The following is a 4,022-nucleotide window of genomic DNA, read 5'->3' as shown; positions in this document are numbered from 1 at the left end:
TGCCTTCGGCGGGCACTGAAGTCCCGCGCCGAAAGCGGGGCTAAAGCCCCGCACTCCAGATATAAACTTCGGCACATGCTCAGGGTCCCAACACCGCCAGGCTCGCGGCCCGTGATCGCTTCTCACCATCCTTCCAAAAAGTGGGGATAGGTTCCTTCTTCCCGCGCTTTACTTTTCCTTTCAATTCCACCACAATGACGGCAACTTTGGAAACGACCGCGGAACAATAAGTCGGTTTTCAGGGAGCTTGTGCCATGAGATGTGCCCCTACCCTGTTGCGCTGCGTCCGGAAGGCCGCCACTACTCTGGGACTGATCATTTTATTGAGCGGAATCGGTGCGACCCCTGCCGCTGAACAGACCGCCTCTCGCGAACAGAACGTCCCCAATCTGGCCCAGCAGGTCCCCTATCCGCGGGTCACGCTCTCCACATGCTACTTTGTCGATCCCACCTGGCCCCAGAAACCGGAAAGTCTGGTATGGGGGCAAACGCCATCCGTCTTTGTGGACAAACAAGATCGGGTGTGGGTGTACACCCGAGCCATTCCCCCTGTCCACGTTTATGACGCGGCAACGGGAAAATTGCTTTTCACCTGGGGAGAGGAAGTCTTCGGCAAGTATCTCCAAGGAATGCTCGCCCACAGCATCAAGATCGACCATCGCGGACACGTGTGGTTGTGCGATGTGGGCAATCATGCGGTCTATGAACTGGATCAAAAGGGCAAGATCCTCCGCATCCTGGGAACCCCCGGCGAGCCCGGTTGCGACAAGACTCATTTCTACAAGCCCACCGATATGGCCATCACGCCGGAAGGCCATGTCTTCGTGACGGACGGTTACGGGAACGCGCGGGTAGTCCACTTCGATGCCGAAGGCCAATATGTGGGCGAGTGGGGCAAGATGGGCACGCAGCCGGGAGAATTTAATCTCCCTCACGCCATCGTTGTGGATTCCCAAGGCCGACTCTACGTGGCGGATCGCAACAACGCCCGGGTACAGGTCTTCGACCAGTCGGGGAAGTTGCTCGACGTATGGCAGGACCTCCTTGTTCCCTGGGGTTTCTGGGTCACCGCGGATGACCAGATCTGGGTGTGCGGCTGTTCACCCATGGAATGGCGGGAAACCGACGAAGTGCTGAGCTGTCCCCCCAAGGACCAGCTTTTCATGCGATTTGATCCCAGCGGCCGATTGCGCCAGCTCTGGACGGTTCCCAAGGGCGAAGATGGCAAAGAAAAACCCGGCGAACTGAACTGGGTCCATGGGATCGCTCTCGACTCCCAAGGCAACATTTATGCCTGCGATATTATCGGCAAGCGGGTGCAGAAGTTCGTCCGCAAAGCCCCCGGGTGGTCCGTCCCGTTTCGTCCCAAACCGCAGGAGTGATTCCCCTCCCGAGAGAACCCCGGGCCGGGAATGTCTTCCCGCGTCGCAGTCAGCGGGAACGAGCGGCGAGCTTTCTGCGTCTAAACAATGTCGAGCCGCGGCCGAGCGGGCTGCATCACCAATACCGCAAGAAGAGCCGTTACAAGACACGGTTCATTCGCCATCACCGGGGCCGCGGTGGCCGGTCTGCGCGGAAGCGACCCCCTCCAAGGGGTTTCCCATAGGTCGAAGGACGCGGGGGCAGGTGCATCTGCCCTGTCCACCTGTGTGCCATAATTGATTAATGTCAGCCGCTTTTCCTTTTCGGAAAACACATTTGCCCGAGCGCAGAAGGGAGTGTCGGCCATGCTGCGGATGAACTCTTATCTGGCCGGTGGTCTGCTGTTCAGTGTGCTGGTGCTGTGCGGAGCAACCATTCTTCTTGGGGCGGAGTCCCCCTCTTCGGAAGCTCCCGAGGTGCGGCTGGAACGCCTTGCCGGTTTGCCCGCGGTGCCGCGTGCCATCGCCGAGGCGATCCAGGACCACCGTTACGATCAGGCGGTACACCTCATCGACGAGGAACTGGCCCGAAAACCCGCGCAACCGGATTATCTCGTGTATTTGAAAGGTCGGGCACTCTATCTTCAGCAACAGTACGACGCGGCGGTGGAGGTCTTTCGACAGGCAGAAAAGGATTTCCCGAAAAGTGCGTGGCGGTACTGGTTTCGTTTTGGGCAGGCGCTCGCTTTGGCACGCAAGGGCGATTTTGCCGCAGCCGAGGCCATCTATCGCGACGAGGCTCAGCGTGTCCTCTCACCCGCGCGCAGTGACGAGCTGGCCACCATCTATATTGAATTTGCCGACCGGTATTTTCAGCCCACCAATCCGTTGGAAGAAAAACCGGATTATAGCAAAGCACGGGAGTTTTACACCAAGGCGCTGGAGGTGAATCCCAGCCCGTCTCTCCAGGCGCGGATTGCCTTTCAGATTGCCCGGTGCCACCATCTGGCGTGGGAGTGGGCGCAAGCGGTGACGGCTTATCGCGCCTTTCTCCAACGATTTCCTGGTGATGTGCGCGAGATCCAGGCGCGACTCTATTTGGGCGAAGTCCTGCTGGCGATGAGCAGCAGCATAGAGGCCCGCCGGGTCTGGGAGGATTTACTCAGCAAGTTTGGCGATCAACCCAGCGAGGAAGTCGCCACGGCGGCGTTTCGTCTGGCCGAAACCCGGGACATGCCATCACCAAACACGGATGAGGACCTCAGTCAGGGCGTCAACTATCTGAGACAGTTTCTGGAGCGCTTTCCCAAGGACAGGCGGGTGCCAGCCGCCTATCTGCAAATGGCTCAGGGATACGCACACCTCCACCACTGGGACGAGGCGGAAAAAGTCCTCACGGAATTCCTGGCCGATCCCCGGGCGGAAAAAAGCCCCGAGCGGGCGGAGGCGATCTTTCTTTTGGGAACGGTGTATCTCCGCCAGCAGCGTTTCGCCCAAGCCATCGAGAGCTGGCGAACCTTCGTTGAACAGTTTCCCACACACCCCCGGTGGAGTGAGGCCCAAACGCTGATCATTGACGCCGAATATCAGGAGGCAGCGAGTCTGTACGTGGCGGAAAAGTATCCCGAGGCCGAAACAGCTTTCCGCAAATTTCTGGCGGCGCATCCGTTGGACGGTCGGGCACCGCAGATTCTCTTCACGTTGGGGACGATTGCCCTCAGACAGAGGAATTACGAGGAGGCTATCCGCCGCTGGCAGCAACTGGCGGACAAGTATCCCGAAAACACGTGGGGCCAAAACGCGATCTACGCCATCGCTCAGGTGTACGAGGAAAAACTCCTCGACGCCGAAAAGGCACTCGAGTACTACCGCAAAGTCACCGGACCTATGGCGCCTGCGGCCGAAAACGCCATGGCCAGGCTGACGGCGCGGACCTTGGTGGCGGAGACCGTGCGAGTGTATCGGTCCGATGAAACACCGAAGATCCGGCTCGTCACCCGCAACATCGAAAAAGTGACCGTTGCCATCTATCGGCTGGATCCGGAGGCCTATTTCCGCAAATACCGCAGCTTGCAGGGAGTTGAGCACCTGGATTTGGCGCTCATTGATCCCGACGAGAAGCGCGAAGTCACAATTCCCAATTACAAGCCGTATGTCGAGCTGGAAACGTTCATACCCGTGGCCTTGCCTGGAGGTGAAAAGGCCGGGGTGGCCGCGGTCAATATCAGCAGTCAGACGCTGGAGGTCACCACCCTGCTGCTCCAGAGCGACCTCGATCTCATTGTCAAATCGTCCCGCGATGAGCTGTTCGTGTTCGCCGAGAACATGCGCGAAACCAAGCCCTGGGCGGGTGTCCGCCTGCTTGTCGCCGCGGGTGACGGGCAACTCCAGGAAGTGCGGACCAACGAAGAAGGAATCTATCTGGGACGGCTGCCGGGCCCTTCTTCTCAGGATGTGAGCGTTCTGGCGATTGCAGACGGGCATGTCGCCAGCAACGAGTTGAGCCTCGATGGGATTGCGCCGGCGCGGGGACTGACCGACCGGGGGCTGATCTACACGGATCGCCCGATTTACCGTCCCGGGCAGGTTGTCAATGTACGAGGTATTATCCGGCTGGCCAGTGTGCAAGAAGGGTCCCCGGAAGCCGCGGACGCGCCAGGT

2 protein-coding genes are annotated in these 4,022 nt (G+C 59.4%); both read left to right on the top strand.

The window, feature by feature from the left end:
- Positions 1 to 254: 254 nt before the first annotated feature.
- The gene (locus H5U08_RS12025) at positions 255 to 1,382 is read left to right on the top strand and encodes a peptidyl-alpha-hydroxyglycine alpha-amidating lyase family protein (protein ID WP_095413753.1); all 1,128 of its coding nucleotides are present in this window, start codon (positions 255 to 257) and stop codon (positions 1,380 to 1,382) included.
- A gap of 345 nt (positions 1,383 to 1,727) precedes the next feature.
- Positions 1,728 to 4,022: tetratricopeptide repeat protein (locus tag H5U08_RS12020; RefSeq protein ID WP_297033324.1), on the top strand; the 2,295-nt coding region annotated here is incomplete at its 3' end.

Source organism: Thermogutta sp. (genome assembly GCF_014359955.1).
Classification (GTDB): Bacteria; Planctomycetota; Planctomycetia; order Pirellulales; family Thermoguttaceae; genus Thermogutta.
This window is presented reverse-complemented; position numbering and strand designations above follow the sequence as displayed.